This is a genomic window from Pseudomonas sp. F007 (genome assembly GCF_057814275.1).
Map to the genome: position 1 here is coordinate 460,288 of NZ_JBVATA010000005.1, position 18,191 is coordinate 478,478.

At 60.8% G+C, this 18,191-nt stretch carries 23 protein-coding genes; 15 read left to right on the top strand and 8 right to left on the bottom strand.

Annotated elements, in window-relative coordinates:
* Positions 1-51: 51 nt before the first annotated feature.
* The gene (locus tag ACZYR5_RS14980; protein WP_489090738.1) at positions 52-879 is read right to left on the bottom strand and encodes a DUF2971 domain-containing protein; all 828 of its coding nucleotides are present in this window, start codon (positions 877-879) and stop codon (positions 52-54) included.
* A 51-nt stretch (positions 880-930) separates the two neighbouring features.
* Here ACZYR5_RS14980 and ACZYR5_RS14985 point away from each other — a divergent pair, with 51 nt between their 5' ends.
* Positions 931-1,854 (top strand): DNA cytosine methyltransferase, encoded by a 924-nt coding sequence (locus tag ACZYR5_RS14985; RefSeq protein ID WP_489090739.1) that lies wholly within the window; start codon positions 931-933, stop codon positions 1,852-1,854.
* A 27-nt stretch (positions 1,855-1,881) separates the two neighbouring features.
* Here ACZYR5_RS14985 and ACZYR5_RS14990 read toward each other — a convergent pair whose 3' ends face one another.
* Positions 1,882-2,145 (bottom strand): hypothetical protein, encoded by a 264-nt coding sequence (locus ACZYR5_RS14990; protein WP_489090740.1) that lies wholly within the window; start codon positions 2,143-2,145, stop codon positions 1,882-1,884.
* A gap of 389 nt (positions 2,146-2,534) precedes the next feature.
* Here ACZYR5_RS14990 and ACZYR5_RS14995 point away from each other — a divergent pair, with 389 nt between their 5' ends.
* Positions 2,535-2,831 carry a hypothetical protein gene (locus ACZYR5_RS14995; protein WP_489090741.1) on the top strand — a complete coding sequence of 99 codons (297 nt, stop codon included), beginning with the start codon at positions 2,535-2,537 and terminating at the stop codon, positions 2,829-2,831.
* Between the two features lie 107 nt (positions 2,832-2,938).
* Here the strand turns inward: ACZYR5_RS14995 and ACZYR5_RS15000 are convergent, their stop codons facing one another.
* Positions 2,939-3,310: a hypothetical protein gene (locus ACZYR5_RS15000; RefSeq protein ID WP_489090742.1), complete on the bottom strand. Its 372-nt coding sequence runs from the start codon at positions 3,308-3,310 to the stop codon at positions 2,939-2,941.
* On the bottom strand, positions 3,310-3,657 hold the full coding sequence (locus ACZYR5_RS15005) for a DUF6864 domain-containing function (protein WP_489090743.1): 348 nt from the start codon (positions 3,655-3,657) through the stop codon (positions 3,310-3,312). Before ACZYR5_RS15005 ends, ACZYR5_RS15000 begins: the two co-directional genes overlap by 1 nt.
* 131 nt (positions 3,658-3,788) lie before the next feature.
* On the opposite strand from ACZYR5_RS15005, the gene ACZYR5_RS15010 reads away from it, so the two are divergent.
* Both ACZYR5_RS15010 and ACZYR5_RS15015 read left to right on the top strand, forming a co-directional pair.
* Positions 3,789-4,283: a hypothetical protein gene (locus tag ACZYR5_RS15010; protein WP_489090744.1), complete on the top strand. Its 495-nt coding sequence runs from the start codon at positions 3,789-3,791 to the stop codon at positions 4,281-4,283.
* Positions 4,284-4,481: 198 nt separating this feature from the next.
* On the top strand, positions 4,482-5,666 hold the full coding sequence (locus tag ACZYR5_RS15015) for a site-specific integrase (RefSeq protein WP_489090817.1): 1,185 nt from the start codon (positions 4,482-4,484) through the stop codon (positions 5,664-5,666).
* Here the strand turns inward: ACZYR5_RS15015 and katG are convergent.
* Positions 5,649-7,928 (bottom strand): catalase/peroxidase HPI, encoded by a 2,280-nt coding sequence (gene katG, locus ACZYR5_RS15020; protein ID WP_489090745.1) that lies wholly within the window; start codon positions 7,926-7,928, stop codon positions 5,649-5,651. The genes ACZYR5_RS15015 and katG overlap by 18 nt on opposite strands.
* A gap of 221 nt (positions 7,929-8,149) precedes the next feature.
* Between katG and ACZYR5_RS15025 the strand changes: the two genes are divergently transcribed.
* The gene (locus ACZYR5_RS15025) at positions 8,150-8,803 is read left to right on the top strand and encodes a hypothetical protein (protein ID WP_489090746.1); all 654 of its coding nucleotides are present in this window, start codon (positions 8,150-8,152) and stop codon (positions 8,801-8,803) included.
* On the opposite strand, the gene ACZYR5_RS15030 is transcribed toward ACZYR5_RS15025, so the two are convergent.
* Positions 8,757-9,488 carry a DUF2268 domain-containing putative Zn-dependent protease gene (locus ACZYR5_RS15030; RefSeq protein ID WP_489090747.1) on the bottom strand — a complete coding sequence of 244 codons (732 nt, stop codon included), beginning with the start codon at positions 9,486-9,488 and terminating at the stop codon, positions 8,757-8,759. The genes ACZYR5_RS15025 and ACZYR5_RS15030 overlap by 47 nt on opposite strands.
* A gap of 218 nt (positions 9,489-9,706) precedes the next feature.
* Here ACZYR5_RS15030 and ACZYR5_RS15035 point away from each other — a divergent pair, with 218 nt between their 5' ends.
* Positions 9,707-10,000 (top strand): type II toxin-antitoxin system RelE/ParE family toxin, encoded by a 294-nt coding sequence (locus ACZYR5_RS15035; protein WP_489090748.1) that lies wholly within the window; start codon positions 9,707-9,709, stop codon positions 9,998-10,000.
* 2 nt (positions 10,001-10,002) lie between these two features.
* Complete coding sequence (locus ACZYR5_RS15040) at positions 10,003-10,314, top strand: addiction module antidote protein (protein ID WP_489090749.1); 312 nt, start codon at positions 10,003-10,005, stop codon at positions 10,312-10,314.
* Between the two features lie 39 nt (positions 10,315-10,353).
* On the opposite strand, the gene gstA is transcribed toward ACZYR5_RS15040, so the two are convergent.
* On the bottom strand, positions 10,354-10,983 hold the full coding sequence (gstA, locus tag ACZYR5_RS15045; RefSeq protein ID WP_489090750.1) for a glutathione transferase GstA: 630 nt from the start codon (positions 10,981-10,983) through the stop codon (positions 10,354-10,356).
* Between the two features lie 120 nt (positions 10,984-11,103).
* Here gstA and ACZYR5_RS15050 point away from each other — a divergent pair, with 120 nt between their 5' ends.
* Positions 11,104-11,403, top strand: a complete 300-nt coding sequence (locus ACZYR5_RS15050; RefSeq protein ID WP_489090751.1) for a winged helix-turn-helix transcriptional regulator — start codon at positions 11,104-11,106, stop codon at positions 11,401-11,403.
* Between the two features lie 42 nt (positions 11,404-11,445).
* Here ACZYR5_RS15050 and ACZYR5_RS15055 read toward each other — a convergent pair whose 3' ends face one another.
* Positions 11,446-11,832, bottom strand: coding sequence for a c-type cytochrome (locus ACZYR5_RS15055; RefSeq protein WP_489090752.1), 387 nt, complete (start codon positions 11,830-11,832; stop codon positions 11,446-11,448).
* A gap of 169 nt (positions 11,833-12,001) precedes the next feature.
* Between ACZYR5_RS15055 and ACZYR5_RS15060 the strand changes: the two genes are divergently transcribed.
* From ACZYR5_RS15060 to ACZYR5_RS15090, 7 genes are all read left to right on the top strand, one after another.
* Positions 12,002-12,673 (top strand): GntR family transcriptional regulator, encoded by a 672-nt coding sequence (locus ACZYR5_RS15060; protein WP_489090753.1) that lies wholly within the window; start codon positions 12,002-12,004, stop codon positions 12,671-12,673.
* A 102-nt stretch (positions 12,674-12,775) separates the two neighbouring features.
* Positions 12,776-13,708 carry a 4-hydroxyproline epimerase gene (locus tag ACZYR5_RS15065; RefSeq protein ID WP_489090754.1) on the top strand — a complete coding sequence of 311 codons (933 nt, stop codon included), beginning with the start codon at positions 12,776-12,778 and terminating at the stop codon, positions 13,706-13,708.
* On the top strand, positions 13,705-14,820 hold the full coding sequence (locus ACZYR5_RS15070; RefSeq protein WP_489090755.1) for an NAD(P)/FAD-dependent oxidoreductase: 1,116 nt from the start codon (positions 13,705-13,707) through the stop codon (positions 14,818-14,820). The genes ACZYR5_RS15065 and ACZYR5_RS15070 overlap by 4 nt, the downstream gene beginning before the upstream one ends.
* Positions 14,813-15,049, top strand: coding sequence for a 2Fe-2S iron-sulfur cluster-binding protein (locus ACZYR5_RS15075; RefSeq protein WP_489090756.1), 237 nt, complete (start codon positions 14,813-14,815; stop codon positions 15,047-15,049). The genes ACZYR5_RS15070 and ACZYR5_RS15075 overlap by 8 nt, the downstream gene beginning before the upstream one ends.
* Entirely contained in the window at positions 15,046-16,302 is a 1,257-nt protein-coding gene (locus ACZYR5_RS15080; protein ID WP_489090757.1) for an FAD-dependent oxidoreductase, read from the top strand. Before ACZYR5_RS15075 ends, ACZYR5_RS15080 begins: the two co-directional genes overlap by 4 nt.
* A gap of 72 nt (positions 16,303-16,374) precedes the next feature.
* Positions 16,375-17,124: an AraC family transcriptional regulator gene (locus ACZYR5_RS15085; protein WP_489090758.1), complete on the top strand. Its 750-nt coding sequence runs from the start codon at positions 16,375-16,377 to the stop codon at positions 17,122-17,124.
* Between the two features lie 243 nt (positions 17,125-17,367).
* Positions 17,368-18,186 (top strand): ABC transporter substrate-binding protein, encoded by an 819-nt coding sequence (locus ACZYR5_RS15090; protein ID WP_489090759.1) that lies wholly within the window; start codon positions 17,368-17,370, stop codon positions 18,184-18,186.
* Positions 18,187-18,191 lie beyond the last annotated feature (5 nt).

The following is an 18,191-nucleotide window of genomic DNA, read 5'->3' on the forward strand; positions in this document are numbered from 1 at the left end:
TCATCCTGGCCGGGAAACCGGCCTGCCCGCCCCATTTTTGACGGGACTCAGCTAAGGTGCCCTGTACGGAATTGAAGACTTGATGACTTCGATATCATGTAGGTAACTATTGTCCTCTATGAATCGATCAAGGTTCAACTTTGTCACAAATGACTTAAGCGAGATGTATGCCAGATCTTGGTCAGCCATCGGCCCAACGTGAATAGCTCGAATACTTTTAGACGGAACGCTCAGTTCAACATAAGGAATCAACATATTCCCTCGAGACCTAAAGCGGACTTCTAAGCCATCCTCTATCTCTGGGTCGATATTATGACCGACAACAATTCTCATCTCCTGCTCTTCCGAGAAGCTTTGGTGTTTAAAGGTCGCGGCCAAGCCAACCAGATTAGAAAACGCTTCATAGCCGTCGCTATCTAGCTGACCATCATTTCTTAGCATTTCTCCAGAGATAGTTAAAAGACTTGTAAGTGCTACGGATGATGATTGAGAGAGCTTTTCAGAATCATCGTATACGCACTCTGAGAGAGCATGCGGAATAGCCTCAGATGCAAACTCGATAGCATAAGATCCGTATGCTCTCCACTGACTCAACAGGTCCCCTGCCTGGCTGAATGAGCAGATAAAAACAGGTCTATTTTCTATTCCATAACCAGCCTTTCCGACAAGACCGGCCTCAACATAATCAGCCGCACTACCAAACAACTCATGTCGTTCTGGGAACGTCTTAACCTGATATTTTATGTAATCAACCAGAACGGAAATCCCATTATGCAACTCTTCTGAATCATTGAGATACCGCACATCAGTCAGCCAGAGCTTTTCATTCTCAAGAATAGCTTTAACTGCATTTATGTCCGTGTAGTGGAAGAGTTGCATGGCATGTCCTTAGAAATTCACTGACACGCAATATACCGGCGAGGTATCCCCATGCCCACAGCAATCGATTTATTCGCCGGTCTCGGCGGATGGTCCACCGGTGCCCGAAATGCCGGGATCGACGTTATCTGGGCGGCCAACCACTGGCCGGTAGCCGTCGAGTGGCACAGCGCCAACCACCCAGAAGCGATTCACATCTGCCAGGACCTGCACCAGGCGGATTGGTCGAAGGTGCCAGCCCACGACATCATGCTGGCCTCGCCGTGCTGCCAGGGTCATTCGAAAGCCCGCGGCAAGAAGTCCGGCAACGCGCAGCATGATGCGTCCCGATCGACAGCCTGGGCCGTCGTGTCGGCCGCCGAGTTCCACCGGCCGGAAGTGGTGCTGGTGGAGAACGTCGAAGAGTTTACGGACTGGGCGTTGTACCCCGCCTGGTCGCAGGCCATGAACGCACTGGGCTACATGATCGCGCCCCATGTCGTCGACTGTGCCGACCTTGGTGTGCCTCAGCACCGCGTGCGCCTATTCCTGGTCTGCACCCGTAGCAAGTCGCCGCTGATGCTCGAGCTGCACCGACGCCAGCATGTTCCCGCCGCAAGCTTCCTCGAATTCAATGTTGGGCGCTGGTCTGCGATCGAGAAGCCGGGCCGGGCCCAGGCCACCCTCAGCAGGGTGCGCAACGGCCGCGAGCGGTTCGGCGATCAGTTCATTATGCCCTACTACGGCAAAGGCTCTGGACTGACCGGGCGAGACACCAACCGGCCGATCGGGACTATCACCACCCTCGACCGCTGGGCCCTGGTCCGCGGCGACGAGATGCGGATGCTCTCGGCAAATGAGGCGCTGGCCGCCATGTCGTTCCCGGCCGACACCCTGCGCCCGGACAATCACCGGCTGACCATGCATATGGCAGGCAACGCGGTACCGCCGCTGGCCGGCCAGCGGATCATCGAAGCGCTGAAAGCCGCTGCCTGACTCGTTCTCAGAGATGCAGCCAAAGCCTCAGTAACTGTTGTTGGGACTAGGGCTGGAAGATGGGTCGAATCCTTGCGCGTACTCGATGATCTGCGCCAATGCTTCCTTCCGGCTTCCAACTACTGTTTTTGGCGGCTTGGCGACCCTCTTAAACGCCCCGCCCTGATAGTGGCTGATATCCCAGAGAAAGCCTTCTGACTCATCGACGCCCTTGGTAATGCGGGCAAACACCTTGTAGCCGGCAACATCTAGTACATAACTCGCTACGACTTCTCGAACTTCTAATTGCATGGGCAGCTCCGACGGAAAGTGATCTTGAATGTTACCGATTTTTCCAGACCCGTTTTTAGTCAGAATGCCGATCCTTGTCCCGGCTCGCAAACACCTTCGCAATTAATTGAATGAAACCGAACATCTCCCTCGACCGCCCGGGCATGCCCCGGCATAGGACGCCCCATGACCTACTGCGCATACTGCGACAACACGGGAAGGGACTACGCAGTCCCCAGCACTCCTTGCAGTGAGTGCAAGATAAACGAGACCCTGGAGCGGGCGCTAGAGCGCGAGGAAGCCCTGCAGCAACGCCTGAACGCAGCGGATCAGCGGATTGATGAGCTGATAGCGCAGCTTGCCACTGTCAGCCGCGGCCCCTGCAAGTTGATTGTCGGGGACGAACTGCCATGACGCACACTTGCTACCGAAGAGACCCGAACGTTAAAGCCGTCACCGACCTGGTGAGTGACGATCAGATGCAGAGCGTGTTCCAAGGCACAAACTTTGGTCACACCGATTACCGGGGCCTGCTGGCCCAGGGCTGCATTAAGGCGCTGGCCGGCTGGCACCAGGGCCACACCATCACCTGCATCCTGGAAGAGCTCCGATTGATCAGCTGGAACAGGCAGCGAGACAAGATCAAGATCACAGCCAAGGGCCGGCACTACATCTGGCTCGCCTTCAAAGGACGACCGGGCGCCTGACTCAGCAAAGAGTACATCCGTACTCCTCCCGCAAAACCTGTAACTCCCTCCCCCTTCAAAGTCAGCCGATATAGCGGAGAGGAAGAGGGTAATTAATGCAACAAACTCTATTTCCCCTTACCAAACGCATAACCGAGGGCCAACGTAATAATAGGTATAAAAACACTCCAGATATTTTTAATTAATTCAACAACTATCCCACTACTGCCTCCAACATCAAAAAAACTTTTGATGAAAACACAAAACGTTGTTATTGACCCAACCAAAAAACTCCATTTTATCGTTAGATAAATAAACGAGTCCTTGGCCGCATCGCCTGTGCCTATCTCAAGGGCGATTTTACCTTCGGTAGGTTTTCCCTTCGCATTGGCTGCGGAAACAGGTGTTACTTTTCGTGGGCGCGTTGTTTCAGAGGACAATGTATTAGCAGAAACGCTATTCGCGCCCCCCGGCTCGACTGCAGTAACCCTCTCTGACATTACAGTTCCATCCAAAGTGAGTACTCGAACTGCCTAACATTATTTACAGCAGCAACGAGATTTGTCACGTAGGTCATCCAAATTGTTTTACCTTCAAGCAACCCAATAGCAAATGGGGTAAAGATAGACTCACCAATAGGATTTACATGATTATAGCAAGTAACGAGATATCCAGACTCACTTACCGAACCAACATAGCGAGGTTGCTGGTCATCAGATACAAACTTAACTGTACACGTATAACCATTAATATCTATATCAAAGCTATCTACGCCTTGAAGATGCACATTTTGCGTATGCACTACAGACAAATTTCCAACTTTCGTTTTTACATCTAGAACAGACACGTCGAATCCTCATAACGAGCTTTAGATGACAATTTAGTTCACTGGCAGATTTTTAGCCATGGGGCGTTGCTCTCGACCTTCTTTTTTTAACATTCAGAAGCCCACCGGTGAACGGCGGGCGAGGAATTCCTATGTCCGCGCTGAACCGGTTCCATGAAGCAGCGAGCGATGCGCTGGAGAAGATCAGCGCCAGCCTGCCTGCCGGCGCCAAACTCTGCCTGGCCATTTATACCCCCGAAAAACCGGAGCTCGACATCGTGTTGCAGGACAAAGAGCTGCAGTTGAACGAGGTCGTTTCAACCCTGCGCCGGCGCGGGCTGAGCATCGACGGCGACAACGCGTACAAACGTGACCTGCTCGACTGCGCTGCCGGCGCCATGGAGTTCGGCTCACAGGGTAACAACCGGCCACCTGCCGGGCACTGGGGCCAGCGCTTCTGGGATATCGGCCGTGGTGAGGCCGAGGCACGCGAAGAGCTGATCTCGGCACTGAGGCTTAACCGCGAGAACCTGCGCGCATGCCAGGCAACTATTCACCTGTGCGGTGGGTTCGACCCGGCCTACGTCAACGACGCCCAGGCTGCGATGAAGATTGCAGACGAGGCCCTCGCCAAGTTCGCCCGATAACCACCACCTTCTGCCGCCACGCGCGGCATGGAGCATCAACATGGTCAGATACAAGACCGTAGAGCAGTTCTCTCGGGAGTCGGGCTATACACCCGATGCCATCAGAACCAAAATCCGCGATGGCAAATGGCCAAAGCATCTTGTTTGGCGGAAAGCGCCAGACGGCAGAATTTTGATAGACGTAGAGGGATATTACTCATGGGTAGAGATGGGGGAGGCGTCCGCGCCGCATCTGCAAGTAGTATCGAAATCACTTTCCAATACCAAGGCGTCCGGTGCCGGGAGCGTATCGCGCTCAAGCCCACCGCCGCTAACCTGAAAAAAGCCGAGCAGCATAAGTCCGCCATTGAGTATTCGATTGCGAACGGTACGTTCGATTATGCCGCAACGTTCCCAAAGTCGAAGCGGGCCGCTGGGTTCAGGCGCACTGATTCCAGGCAGACCATTGGGGACTACCTGACGGAATGGCTGGAAAGAAAAACTCCGACACTCAAATCAAGCACGGTCGCGTTCTACGAAACAACCATCCGCGCAATCCTCAAGCCAATGTTCGGCGACCTGCCCCTGAATGAGCTGTCTAAAAAAATCATCCGAGAGAAGATGTCAAACTACAAGGTCGTCAACAAAACGCTGACGAATGTGCAGAGCTGCTTTCGCTCTGCGCTTAACGATGCCGTCGAGGATGAAATCCTAGAGAGCAATCCGCTCTCCGGGTGGGCCTACAAGAATCGTGAACAACTCAAGGAGGAAGATGACGTTGACCCGTTCACCCGAGAGGAGCAACTGGCGATACTGGCAGCAGCAAGGGGCAAAACGTGGCCACAGCTGCAGTTCTCGTTTTGGACAGGCCTTCGGCCCAGTGAGCTGATCGCTTTGGAATGGGGGGATATTGATTGGATCGCGGGGGAGATAAGGATCGTCAGGGCCAAGACGCGGGCTGCAATAGCGCCAGAGTCGACCAAGACGTTAGCAGGAAGGCGCACCGTGAAGTTGCTGGCTCCGGCGCGAGAAGCGTTGCTCAAACAGAAGGAGTTGACCTTTCTGGCCGGCGGCAGGGTGTTTCTTAACACAATCACCGGAGAGCCCTGGAAGCACGCCGGCTACATCTACCGGGTCATCTGGATGCCGGCGATGAAGAAGTCAGGAGTTAGATGGCGGCGACCCTACCAGAGTCGCCACACCTATGCCTCGATGATGCTATCTGCTGGTGAAAATCCAATGTGGGTAGCCAAGCAGCTCGGACACAAAGACTGGACCATGATCGCCAAGGTTTATGGCCGCTGGATGCCCTCCGCTGATGTCGGCGCCGGAGGGCGAGCAGAGGCACTTTTTGCCGATAATGCCAGCGTTATGACAACACCTCCTCTAGACCGTACGGTTTAACTCGAAACGATCCAGGTTCATCACCTTGGTCCACGCTGCCACAAAGTCCCTGACGAACGTCTGCTCGGCATCGCTGCTGGCATAGAACTCGGCCAGGGCGCGCAGTTGCGCATTGGAACCAAAGACCAGGTCGACCCGGGTGCCGGTCCATTTCACGGCACCGCTGTTGCGATCCCGCGCCTCGAAGGTTTCGGCGGTGTCCGAGGTCGGTGTCCATTCCACGCCCATGTCCAGCAGGTTGCGGAAGAAGTCGTTGGTCAACACGCCCGGACGCTGGGTGAAGACGCCATGGGCGGTTTGCCCGACGTTGGTCTCGAGTACCCGCAGGCCGCCGATCAGCACGGTCATTTGCGGGGCGGTCAAGGTCAGCAGTTGCGCCTTGTCGATCAGCAGGGACTCGGCCGAGACCCGGTAGCGACCCTTGAGGTAGTTACGGAAACCATCGGCGATGGGTTCGAGAAAGCCGAACGATTCGACGTCGGTCTGTTCCTGGCTGGCGTCCATGCGCCCCGGGGTAAAGGCCACCGTCACGCTGTGACCGGCGTTTTTCGCCGCCTGCTCAACGCCGGCACTGCCGCCGAGCACGATCAGGTCGGCCAGGGAGATTTTCTTGCCACCGGCCTGGCTGTTGTTGAACTCACGCTGGATGCCTTCCAGTTTGCCGAGCACGTTGGCCAACTGCTCGGGCTGGTTGGCCTGCCAGAATTTCTGCGGCGCCAGGCGCAGGCGTCCACCGTTGGCGCCGCCGCGTTTGTCCGAGCCACGGAAGGTCGAAGCCGCCGCCCAGGCTGTCGACACCAGTTGCCCGACGCTCAGGCCCGAGGCGAGGATCTTGCCCTTGAGCGCGGCGATGTCCTGGTCATCGACCAGGGCGTGGTCGAGCGCCGGGATCGGGTCCTGCCACAGCAGTTCCTCATTGGGCATTTCCGGGCCGAGGTAGCGTGACAGCGGGCCCATGTCGCGGTGAATGAGCTTGAACCAGGCGCGGGCGAAGGCGTCGGCCAACTGCTCGGGGTTTTCCAGGAAACGCCGGGAGATTTTTTCATAGATCGGGTCGAAGCGCAGGGCCAGGTCCGAGGTCAGCATGGTCGGATTGCGCCGTTTCGACGGGTCATGGGCGTCGGGAATGATGCCAGCGCCGGCACCGTCCTTCGCCGTCCACTGGTTAGCCCCGGCGGGACTCTTGCTCGGTTCCCACTCGAAACCGAAGAGGTTTTCCAGATAGTTGTTGCTCCAGCGGGTGGGTGTGGTGGTCCAGGTCACTTCCAGGCCGCTGGTGATGGTGTCGGCACCCTTGCCGCTGCCAAAGGTGCTCTTCCAGCCCAGACCCTGGGCTTCCAGGGGGGCCGCTTCCGGTTCGGCGCCGACATGGTCGGCGGGGCCGGCACCGTGGGTCTTGCCGAAGGCGTGGCCACCGGCAATCAGCGCGACGGTCTCTTCGTCGTTCATGGCCATGCGCGCGAAGGTTTCGCGGATGTCCTTGGCCGATGCCAGCGGATCAGGATTGCCCTCGGGACCTTCCGGGTTGACATAGATCAGGCCCATTTGCACCGCGGCCAGGGGATTTTCCAGATTGCGTCCCTGGTCGGTGCGGCTTTCCTCCTCGCCATGCAGCGCAGGCTCGGCCACCAGCGTGCCGTCACCGGGTGCTTGGGTCACCTGCTGATCCTTGCCATAGCGGCTGTCGCCGCCCAGCCATTTTTTTTCCGAACCCCAGTACACATCCTCGTCGGCTTCCCAGACGTCGGCACGGCCACCGGAAAAGCCGAAGGTCTTGAAGCCCATGGACTCCAGCGCGACGTTGCCCGTCAGCACAATCAGGTCGGCCCAGGACAGGTTGCGCCCATATTTCTGCTTGATCGGCCACAGCAGCCGCCGCGCCTTGTCCAGGCTGACGTTGTCCGGCCAGCTGTTGAGCGGGGCGAAACGCTGCTGCCCGGAGCCCGCCCCGCCGCGGCCATCACCGGTACGGTAGGTGCCGGCGGCGTGCCAGGCCATGCGCACGAACAACGGCCCATAGTGGCCGAAATCCGCCGGCCACCACTCCTGGGAGTCGGTCATCAGCGCCGTGAGGTCGCGTTTCACGGCAGCGAAGTCGAGTTGCTTGAAGGCCTGGGCGTAATCGAAGCCCGGGTCCAGTGGATCGGATAGGGAGGAATGCTGATGCAGAATGTTCAGATTCAGTTGATTCGGCCACCAGTCGCGGTTTTTCGTGCCACCGCCTGCGGCGTGATTGAACGGGCATTTCGATTCAGTTGCCATGTGTGAGCTACCTTTGATGGAGTTCATCCAGTTAGCCGGCCCGCTTTTTCAACGCCGATTCGGGAGGGCTATCGCCAACGCACGCATAAGGCTAGACCCCTGCCCTGTACACGGCAAATAGCCCAAGTATTGTTCGGCGATAGAGATAATCTCTTATCGGCAGTACCCGCGTCGTGAGCATGATGAAGGCCTCAACCCGTCGAACGGGAGGGCTCCCCAGCATGAACAGTTGCCCGCGTGCCACCGCCTGTCATGAAGCCGGGCATGCCCTGGCTTTCTGGTGGAATGCTCGACACATCGAGCGCATCACCGTGCGCACCCGGGCACAGGCGCGCAGCGGACCGCTGGTCGATCTGCGCGGCAATGTGCATGCCGTGGAGGGCCTGATCGAGGCGGACTATTTCGTCCTGCGTCCGGCAGGCGAGGTGCCCGGAGTCGCCGAATACCTGCCGTCGATGGTCGAGGCGATCGAGCGCGACTTGCTCAACTGCTTCGCCGGCCCCGTGGCCGAAGCGGTCTATCGGCATGTCCGGACCGAGCGGCTGCTCAAAGGCAGCGGTCGTGGCGACCTGCGCCGGGCCCATGAGCTGATTTGTCTGTTGCCGCCGCGCAAGCTGCTCGACGCCGAGCGCCGCGCCATTGCCCGCGCCCACCGCCTGGTGCATCGCTACTGGCCGGCGGTGATGGCCCTGGCGACTGTGCTGCAGCTACAGGGCACGCTGGAGGGACCGCTGGTCAGCCATTTGTTAGGGGACCTCAGTGGCGAGTCGGCGCAACCGCAAGCGCACGACCTGGCCAGCCTGGATCATCGTCAGCTGCGCCCCGGGCTCACGCCTGACTGGCCACCAGGCCCTGTTCCAGTGCGTGGGCAATGACCTCGTGCGCCGGGACATTGACCCAGGTATCAGCATCGATATCCCCGGACGCTTCCAGCCAGTCACCGACCATCTGATAACCCAGTGAGTAACCCAGCCATCTGGGCTGGTCGCTGCCGCCAAAAAACCAGGCATTGTGATCGTAGTAACTGGACTCCAGCGCCTTGAGTTCGGCCGGCGCGCGCAGCAGTTGCTCGCGCACGATGGCCTGCTCCCACGGCTCTGGCTCGCTACCCAGCAAGCGCCGGACAAACTGCCCGGCCAATCCCTCGCTGACCAGCGCTTCCCCCAGGGTCCAGCCATACCCCGGCCCGGCCATGCGCAGGCAATGGTGGACTTCATGCACGATATGCCGATGCAGCGCACCGTCACGCAGGCTCGCGGGGAAGTTCGGGTTGTCGGGATCGAGGGTCATGCTGAACATGCTGCTGCGATAGGCGCGCCCGACCAGGCCCATTTCCGGCAGGGTCTCGCCGGGCAGGTGCTGGATCAGGATATCCAGGCGTGGTGGCGGGAGCAGCCCGGCGATGCTCTGGTAGGCCGCGGCAAACTCACCGCTGACCTCGTGCCGAACGTCCGCCAGGCTACCGCAGGCTTCCAGCCAGTGCAGGGTCCAGGCCTCCATGCCGACTTCGCTGGCGCCGTCGAGTGCAGGTGAAGCGGACGGCGGCAGAGTCTGGGTCATGGGTGTTACCTCCTGGTGGGTTCGAACGGGTTTTATAGCATGGGCCTCCTACAGGCACTATCAGCTGCGTCCTACAGCCCCCTGTGCAACCGCAATAGCTGCTGACAAAGCACCGCTGACGTCGCCTTGTTGCCATCCCCCTGCTTGTTCATTCTCACCGCCCCTGCCTGTGTTTTGCCTCTTGCCAAACAGTATCCAAATGGATACATTGAGGGCGTGTGACTTACGAAATCCAGCAAACCCGTACCTTCGCCAATTGGCACCACTCACTGCGCGATCTGCGCGCCCGGATCGCCATCGGCCGGCGCATAGACCGTGCCCATACCGGCAACCTGGGGGATGTGAAGTCCGTGGGTGAAGGTGTTTCAGAAATGCGCGTCGATACGGGAGCGGGCTACCGGGTGTATTTCACCCTACGCAATCGAGTTGTCATCGTCCTGTTGGCCGGTGGCGACAAGTCCTCACAACAGGACGATATTCAACTGGCCAGAAAACTGGCAAGGGAGTTATGAACATGAGCCAACTGCTGACGCCCTTTGATATGGCTGCATTGCTCGACAGCGACGAAGCCATCAGCGAATACCTGACCCAGGTACTGGCCGACGGCGACCATGAAGAATTCCTTCGCGCCGTGGGTCATGTCGCCAAGGCCCGGGGCATGACCCACGTCGCCAAGGCCTCGGGCATGGGCCGTGAAAGCCTGTACAAGGCCTTTGCGCCCGGCGCCAAGCCACGCTTCCATACCGTGCTCAGGGTGATTCGCGCGCTGGGCATCGATCTGTGTGCCCAACCCGGGCATGGGTCCGACACACCAGTCCTGGCATAAACGCAAACCCGCTTGGCAGCAGCGCAAGCGGGCACTCCTTCATTCCAATCCTTCCTCCATCAGCGCCCTTCTCACCGCCGGCCGCTGATAGACCCGTGCATACCAGGCTTCCAGATGGCGCAAGCCATCAAAGTGAATGTCGGCCTTGTACCAGGAGCGCAGCCATTGCGCCTGGCCCCAGCCAATCAGCGCAAACAGGTAGGCGTCGGCCACGCTGAAGTGCTCGCCCAGCAAGTACTCGCGATCGGCCAATTGCTGGTCAATCCAGGCAAAGTGCTGGGCCAGCCTGGGTTTGACGGTGTCTACATACTTGCCTGCCAGGCCGGCATATAACAGCGGGATAAAGCCCTTATGGATCTCCGATGTCAGGAAACTCAGCCATTCCTGCAGCCGGTAACGCTCGAGTGTGCCCTGGGCCGGTGCCAGGCCAGCGTCCGGCCGAAGGTCCGCGAGGTACTGCACGATCACCGGGCCTTCGCGAAAGCGCGTGCCGTCTTCCAGTTCGAGGATCGGTACATAACCCAGCGGATTGATCCCGTAGTAGTCACCCCCGTCTTCCACAGTGTGCTGGCGGTGATCAACCTTGAGCAAACTGACCTCCAGCCCCAGCTCCTGGATGACGATATGCGGCGAAAGCGAGCAACTGCCGGGAATGTAATAGAGCTTCATGACCCTCTCCTGAAATGTCCGAAGCACTATTCTTGTGGATCAGGTATATAAACGGAAGAAGGCACTTTTTTATCATCTAGGTACATAAAATATACCTAATCGAAGCCAGGGGGCGACGCCATGAAACACAACGTGACCGGTTGTTCGGTTGAGGAAGCCATGCGCCTGCTGGGTGGCCGCTGGCGTCTGCTACTGGTGTCGTACCTGCTGGACGGGCCAAAGCGCTTCAATGAATTGCGTCGGGATGTGCCGGGCATCTCCCAGCGAATGCTGACCCTCGACCTGCGCGCCCTGGAGGAAGTCGGGCTGATCAAACGCACGGTCTACCCGACAGTGCCGGTCAAGGTCGAGTACGAGTTGACCGAAGACGGTAACCGCATGCGCCCGGTGGTCGACGTGATGCAGGACTTTGGCGTGTAGCTCAAGCAAAGCGGTCGAGCGCGAATGCCAGAGGAGTAACCTTCACTGGCCCGGGAAGGTCTGCAGATAGGCCAGCAGGTTGTCGATTTTCTCCTCGTCGCTCAGGCCCCAGAAGATCATTCGGGTCCCAGGCACCACAGTCTTCGGCGCTTCAAGGTAGGCCACCAGGGTTGGTCGGTCCCAGACCAGGTTGGCTGCCTTCATCGCGTCCGAATACTGGTAGTCGCCGGTGCTCGCGGAGTGACGGCCAATCACCCCGTTGAGCTGCGGGCCGAACGAGGCACGGGCCGCTTCGCCGATCTGATGACAACCGTTGCACATGCGTTTGAACACTTTTGCCCCGGCTTCAACGTCACCCGCGGCGGCGGGCAGGCTGCATACGGCCAGGCTGAACATGCAGACAAAGGTCAGGCGAGCGGTGTATTTCATCAGCAGTTTCCAGGTCGAGTGCAGAGCGGGCGCCATTGGAACATGCTGTTCGCCTTGCGCCCAGCCTCGGCGAAGATTTCCTGAGCAACAGCCGGCCATCCTGTTGCCCGAGGAAGAACAATCGAATTTCGTATACCCTGTAAGCACCTCATTCTGAAGATTCGCCGCCGTGACCCTATCCAGACTTAACGCCCCCGACCTCGGCAACACGCCCTCGACCTCGGAGATCATCACCCGCCATCTGCGTGACGCCATCGTCGCCGGGCATTTCGCCGAAGATGAGCCGATTCGTCAGGATGACATCGCCCGCCAGTTCAACGTCAGCAAGATCCCCGTGCGCGAGGCCCTCAAGCGCCTCGAAGCCGAAGGCCTGGTGATGTTCCAGCGCAATCGCGGGGCGATGGTCACGCGCATATCCGACGCCGAACTGGCGCAGATGTTCGAGGTGCGCATGCTCCTCGAAGACAAGGTGCTGCGCCTGGCCATTCCCAACATGACCGAGGCCACCTTCGCCCGTGCCGAGGCGATCTGCCAGGAATTCATCGGCGAAGACGACGTCGGGCGCTGGGCCGAACTCAACTGGGAACTGCATGCCTGCCTCTATGAGCCGGCGCAACGACCGTTCCTGGTCAGCCTGATCCGCTCGGTCAACGACAAGCTGGAGCGCTACCTGCGCATGCAGATGAGCCTGTCAGCCGGCAAGGACCGCGCCGACCACGAACACCGGGAAATCCTCGCAGCCTGCCGTGCCGGCGATGTCGACCTGGCGGTGAAGCTGCTCGACGAACACATCGCCGGCGTCTGCCAGACCCTCTTCGAGCACCTGCCCCACGCTCACTGACTGTGCTGATTTCGTCATCGACGTCAGATAAATCCATCAAGCCGCCACGCCCCTCCCCGGGCCACTCTGTCGTTCACTCATCTGAACGGACGTGGCCCTCCCATGAAACGCATCACCGTGATCGACTCCCACACCGGCGGCGAACCCACCCGCCTGGTGACCGCCGGCTTTCCTGACCTGGGCAACGGCAGCATGGCCGAGCGGCGCCAGCGCCTGGCCGAACAGCATGACCAGTGGCGCGCCGCCTGCGTGCTCGAGCCGCGTGGCAGCGACGTGCTGGTCGGCGCCCTGCTCTGCGAACCGGTGGACCCGAGCGCCTGTGCCGGAGTGATTTTCTTCAACAACACCGGCTACCTCGGCATGTGCGGCCACGGCACCATCGGCCTGGTGGCGTCGCTGGCGCACCTGGGCAAGATCGGCCCTGGCGTGCACAGCATCGAAACCCCGGTGGGCACAGTCCAGGCGACCCTGCACGAGGACCATTCGGTGAGCGTGCGCAACGTCCCGGCCTATCGCTACCGCAAGGCCGTCGAAGTGCAGGTCCCGGGCGTCGGCCAGGTGGTCGGCGACATCGCCTGGGGCGGCAACTGGTTTTTCCTGATTGCCGATCATGGCCTGCGGGTTGCCGGCGACAACCTCGACGCCCTGACCGCCTACACCTACGCCGTGCAACAGGCGCTGGAAACCCAGGGCCTGCGCGGCGAAGACGGCGGTTTGATCGACCATATCGAACTGTTCGCCGACGACCTGCAGGCCGACAGCCGCAATTTCGTCCTGTGCCCGGGCAAGGCCTACGACCGTTCCCCCTGCGGCACCGGCACCAGCGCCAAGTTGGCGTGCCTGGCCGCCGACGACAAGCTGCAACCCGGACAAATTTGGCGCCAGGCCAGCGTGATCGGCAGCGAGTTCGAAGGCTCCTACGAGTGGCAAGGCGAACGCATCGTCCCGACCATTCGCGGCCGCGCGTTCATCAGTGCCGAAGCCAGCCTGATCATCGAACAGGACGATCCGTTCGCCTGGGGTATTCGCCCATGACCAAAGGCCTGGTGGCCGATGTGATCGTCATCGGTGCCGGCATCATCGGTGCCGCCTGCGCCCAGGCCATCGCCCGGCGTGGCCTGCGGGTACTGGTGCTCGACGCTGGCCTGCACGGAGCAACGGCGGCCGGCATGGGGCACTTGCTGGTGCTCGACGACAACCCGGCTGAACTGGCCCTCAGCCAGTACTCCCTGCAGCGCTGGCGCGAGCAGGCACCGCAGTTGCCTGACGCCTGTGCCTACCGCAGCAACGGCACACTGTGGCTGGCGGCCAATGCAGAGGAGATGGCCGTCGCCCATAGCAAATTCCTCAATTTGCAGGCCCAGGGCGTTGCGTGCGAACTGGTCTCCGCTAACGCCCTACGTCAGCGCGAGCCGGAACTGCGCGCGGGCCTGGAAGGCGGCTTGCTGATCAATGGCGACGGCATTCTCTATGCCCCGGCCACCGCCCAGTGGATGCTCGACACGCCTGGCATCGAGCAGCGCCGGACCAAGGTCAGCGAAGTCGATGGCAACCGCGTGCGCCTCGAAGACGGCCAATGGCTGAAAGCCGAAGCGGTGGTCCTGGCCAATGGTATCCAGGCCACTGACTTGTGCCCGGAGCTGCCGATCGAGCCGAAAAAAGGCCACCTGATGATCACTGACCGCTACCCAGGATTGGTCCAGCACACCCTGGTGGAACTGGGCTACGTCACCAGCGCCCACAACGCCAGCGGCCCCTCGACCGCCTGCAACATTCAGCCGCGGCCGACCGGGCAACTGTTCATCGGCGCCTCACGCCAGTTTGGTACCACCGACCCAGAGGTCGAAGGCTGGATGCTCGCAAAAATGCTCAAGCGCGCCGCCGAATACATGCCCGGCCTGGCCCAGCTCAACGGCATTCGTGCCTGGACCGGCTTTCGTGCGGCCAGCCCCGACGGTCTGCCGCTGGTGGGTCAACACCCGCAGCGCCAGGGCCTGTGGCTGGCGGTCGGGCACGAAGGCCTGGGCGTGACCACCGCTCCCGGCACCGCCGACCTGCTGCTCGCGCAACTGTTCAACGAGCCTGCACCGCTGCCCGCCGAGGCCTATTTACCGCAACGTTTTCTTGGGGAGCCGCTGTATGCCTGAATTGACCCTCGATGGCCGCGTCCTGCGCGTGGACGTCGGCACCAGCGTCGCCGCCGCCCTGGCCATCGGCGGCGATGGCTGCAGCCGCACCTCGGTCAGCGGCCAGCGCCGTGCTCCGCTGTGCGGCATGGGCATCTGCCAAGAATGCCGGGTGACCATCGACGGCCGCCGACGCCTGGCCTGCCAGACCCTATGCCAGGACGGCATGCACGTGGAGACCCGGCCATGATCGAATACGCCGACCTGCTGATCATCGGTTCCGGTCCCGCCGGCCTGGCCGCTGCCCTCGCCGCCGCTCCCAGTGGCGCGCGCATCGTGCTGCTCGACGACAACCCGCTGGCCGGCGGCCAGATCTGGCGCGACGGCCCCCAGGCCAGCCTGCCCACTCAGGCCCGGCGTCTGCGCCAACGCGTGGCGGCGTGCAGCAATATTCGCCATCACCCGCAGACCCGGGTCATCGCCTGTGTCGCCCCCAAACAGCTGTTGCTGGAAAGCCCAGAGCAAGGCTGGCAGATCCGCTACGACAAACTGATCCTGTGTACCGGCGCCCGAGAGCTGCTGCTGCCCTTCCCGGGCTGGACCTTGCCTGGGGTCACCGGCGCTGGCGGTCTGCAGGCCTTGATCAAAGGTGGCCTGCCGGTGCAGGGCGAACGCCTGGTGATCGCCGGCAGCGGCCCACTGTTGCTGGCCAGTGCCGCCACGGCGAAAAAACACGGCGCCCAGGTCCTGCGCATCGCCGAGCAAGCCTCCCGTGGCGCGGTGGCCGGCCTCGCTGCACTACTGCCACGCTGGCCGGGTAAATGGTTGCAGTCGCTGAGCCTGTTCGACCCGCAGTACCGCACCGGCAGCCATGTGCTGGCGGCGTTGGGCAGTGATCGCCTGGAAGGCGTACGCCTGCAACAGCACGGCAAGATCGTCGAACTGGAATGCCAGCGCCTGGCCTGCGGCTTTGGCTTGATCCCCAATATCCAGTTGGGCCAGGCCCTGGGCTACGCGCTCAACGGTCAGGCCCTGGCCGTCGATGTCTGGCAGGCCAGCAGCCTAGCCGATCACTTTGCCGCCGGCGAATGCACCGGATTCGGTGGCAGCGAACTGGCGCTGGTGGAAGGCGCGATCGCCGGGCACGCCGCTGTCGGCGATCAGCAGGCGGCGCGCCAGTTGTGGCCGCGACGGGCACGCTGGCAAGGTTTCGCCGACACCCTCAACCAGGCGTTCCGCCTCAATCCACACCTCAAGGCACTGCCCGCTGCCGACACCCTGGTCTGCCGTTGCGAAGACGTGCCGTACGCCGCCCTCGCCGACCAGCCGGACTGGCGCGCCGCCAAATTGGCCAGCCGCTGCGGCATGGGCGCCTGTCAAGGCCGGGTCTGTGGCGCCGCGGTGCAGCATCTGTTCGGCTGGCAACCGGCGGCGCCGCGTCCGCCGTTCAGTCCGGCACGCATCGAGACCCTGATGAGCCTGGACGACACTCCTCCCGCCTGAATCCGCCTCGGGACTTTCGGCGACCGCGGCGAGTCACTATGATCCCGAGGTCGCCAACGGACCCTGAGCGCCATGTACCCCTCACTCAACAACTTCCAGCCTTGCGACCTGCCGACCCTGCTCGGCAGCCTGCAGGCGATCGCGCCGCTGCTCGACACCCTGGCGGACGTGGTGTTCTTCATCAAGGACTGCGAGGCGCGCTACGCCTTCGTCAACCAGACCCTGGCCCGCCGTTGCGGTTTCAAGCAGCACAGCCCACTGCTCGGACTGACCGCCGAACAGGTGTTCCCGGAACGCTTCGGCCCGCTGTACACCGCCCAGGATCGCCGCGTGCTGGACAGCGGACACGAACTGGCCGATCAACTTGAGTTGCACCTCTACTACGGCAATCAGCCGATCTGGTGTCTGACCCACAAACTTGCCCTGCGCAATCAGCAAGGACAGATCGTCGGCCTTGCCGGCATCTCCCGCGACTTGCAAACCCCGCAGTCCAACCATCCGGCCTATCAAAAACTGGCAGCGGTGGACGCCCATATCCGCAGCCATTTCGCCCGGCCCATCAGCCTCGCCGAGTTGACCGCGATTGCCGGTTTTTCCGTGGCGCAACTGGAGCGTCATTGCAAACGGGTGTTCCAGCTCACCCCTCGGCAGATGATTCACAAGGCCCGGCTGGAAGAAGCCTCGCGCCTGCTGCTCGACAGCGACCTGCCGATCACCGAGATCGCCCTGCGCTGCGGCTACACCGACCACAGCGCCTTCAGCCGACAGTTCCGCGCCCTGACCAGCCTGTCGCCGAGCCAGTATCGCGACAACCCGCGCTGACCCGCCCAGCCGGGTGTTCCTTTAAGGGGCACCCACACCTTCACTGCTCCCATATGTAACACCCCTCCCAGCGCCTCCAGGCACCTCAGTCGCAAACAGCATCGACGTAGGACGTCTACGGCAAGGCCTGAAAGAAAAAACTGACTTTCGACTGGAAACGGGCACGCTGCTTGCTATCGTTAATATCGTATACGAAATCCCCAATACGATATCCAACAGCATCTTCACCACCACGAGGCCTCTATGAAAAACCCAGCATTTGCCGTAGCCCTCAGCGCTGTTCTCGCTTCCTCCTTTGTCGCCACCGCCCAGGCCGACAAGCTCGACGACATTATTGGTTCGGGCAAGCTGCGCTGCGCCGTGACCCTGGACTTCCCGCCCATGGGCTTCCGCGATGAAGGGAATAACCCGGCGGGCTTCGATGTGGATTACTGCCGCGACCTGGCAAAAATCCTCGGGGTCGAGGCCGAAGTGGTGGAAACCCCCTTCCCTGACCGGATCCCGGCGCTGGTCTCCGGGCGTGCCGACGTGATAGTCGCGTCCACTTCCGACACCCTGGAGCGGGCCAAGACCGTCGGCCTGACCGTGCCCTATTTCGCCTTCCAGATGGTGGTGCTGACCCGCGACAACACCGGCATCAACAGCTTCGACGACATCAAGGGCAAGCCGGTCGGCAACACCAGCGGCACCTATGAAGCGATTGCCCTGGAAAAAGACGTGAAGAACTGGGGCAGCGGCAGTTTCCGCGCCTACCAGTCGCAGAACGACACCCTGCTGGCCGTCGCCCAGGGCCATATCGACGCCACAGTGGTCACCAATACCGTGGCCGCCGCCACCATCAAGTCGGGCAAATACAAGAACCTGAAAATCGCCGGCAATGCGCCGTATGTCATCGATTACGTGTCGCTGGGGGCCAAGCGTAACGAGTACGGCCTGCTCAACTACCTCAACCTGTTCGTCAACCAGCAGGTGCGCACTGGTCGCTACAAGGAACTGTTCGTGAAGTGGGTTGGCACTGATATCCCGCCAACCAACCTGACCGTGCCACAGGTCTACTACTGAGGTGC